1 protein-coding gene is annotated in these 1,936 nt (G+C 57.5%); it reads right to left on the bottom strand.

What is annotated here, in order from left to right; all coding sequences use genetic code 11:
* Positions 1-101: 101 nt before the first annotated feature.
* Entirely contained in the window at positions 102-1,679 is a 1,578-nt protein-coding gene (locus ACWEO7_RS39345; protein ID WP_452430911.1) for a DHA2 family efflux MFS transporter permease subunit, read from the bottom strand.
* Between the last annotated feature and the right edge of the window lie 257 nt (positions 1,680-1,936).

Consider the following 1,936-nt stretch of genomic DNA (forward strand, 5'->3'; position numbering starts at 1 on the left):
CCACACCCACTACCCGCTGGCCTGCGGGACCGACTGACCACCGAATGACATCACCTGACTCTATTCCCGGGTGGTCGCGTCATCGGGAACGCTCAGTCCGCTCACGACATAAGCATCGATGTCGGCTGGCGCCCGGTGCTGGGGGCGCTTCCGATGCGATACTTACGCGGAAGGAACAACGAAGCCCCCAGAGTGATGACGCACAACGCGACGGCTACCCAGTAAGTGTTGGCATAGGCCCGCGCCATATCTCCAAGCATGATCGACTCGAACTTGTTGCCCAGGCTCATCACGTAAGAGACCAACGCAGGGGCAGGTTGGGTGCCTGCTCGCTGAGCTTGGGCCAGCTCCTGGGCCGCCTCTACTGCCTTCGAAGTCTTGGTGTGGTTGGTGAGTACCACAGAGATCACCGCGACACCTACTGAGCTGGCGATCTGCTGGGCAATGTTGAGTAGCGTGGATCCGCGGGCAACCTTCTCCTCCGACAACGTCCGCAATGAAGCTGTCATCAGTGGCATCATGGTGCCGCCCATGCCCAGGCCCATGACGAACAGCACACCAACGAGATACCAGTAAGCGGTGTCCTGATCGATACGGGTGAGCCCGAACATCGAGACAGTAACGATCACCAAGCCCACAGGAACGATGCGGCCTACCGGGATTCGGTCTGTCAATGCACCCGAAAGCGGCATAGTCAATAGCGCACCCAACCCCTGCGGCGCTACTAGCAACCCTGCCATCAACGGGCTTTCCCCGCGCACTTGCTGGAAATAGGTCGGCACCAGTAGCAACCCGCCGAAAAAGGCAGCCGCAAATAGCACCAGAGTAATTATCGACACGGTCATATCATAGTTGCCGAATAAGCGAAGGTCCAGCAAAGGGTGCGCTGGCTTGAATGAGTAGATTACAAAGGCCAATAACAACACGGCGCCCATCGACATTGTAGACCAAACCTTTGGCGCAGCGAGCGTGCCTTCCCCCGGAATGACCGATACGCCATACAGAAATAATGCCAGACCCGGCGAAAGCATCAACATGCCGATGAAATCGAACGACTCGGTCGGCTTCGGCTCGTCGCGCGGGAGCACGATCCAGGCATAAGCGATAGAGACTACACCTATGGGAAAGTTGATCAGGAATACCCAATGCCAGGAGGCATTTTCGAGCAACCAGCCACCAAGAATCGGACCGAGAATAGGGCCCAACAGCACCGGCACCCCAAGAATCGCCATGAGCCGGCCCATCCGATCCGGCCCGGCCTCACGCGTCATGATTGTCATTCCTAACGGCATCAGTATGCCGCCACCGAGCCCCTGAACCACTCGAAACATGATCAAGGCCTGAATGCTCCAGGCCAGGGCGCACAGCACGGACCCTCCGGTGAAAAGTATTAGTGCCGCGAGGAATAACCGCTTGGTACCGAACCGGTCGGCCGCCCAGCCCGTAAGCGGAATAACCGTGGCCAAGGCAAGGGTGAAAGCAGTCACCGTCCACGCCACCGTGGAATACGTTTGGACATCGAATTCTTCTTGAAATGTCGGTAGTGCAACGTTCACAACCGTGATGTCGAGGATCGACATAAAGGCTCCGATCACCACGACACCGGCCACCTTCAGAATAGCGGCATCAATCTTGGCCGGCGGTTCTGCAGCGACCGTATCCGGTAGAGATTCGTTCATGCAATTCTCCTGTACTTTAGAGCTCGTCCGGGCCGTACCAAGCCCGGCCGAAAATATGTCGGAATGTAATAGCTTCGGATTGTGACCAGCATTCGTATATCGGCTGATCTGATAGCCGATCCCCATATACTCATGAACGCCACACCGCCGCTTTGTACTCTTGATCGCCCGCGTGTGGGATGTCATCCGGCCAACGGCTTCGAACCACACTCGGCCCCGAGGGAAACCGAAGACGTCGCCGCCGAAACTCGTCCGTC

It is taken from the genome of Nocardia sp. NPDC004260, assembly GCF_053603155.1.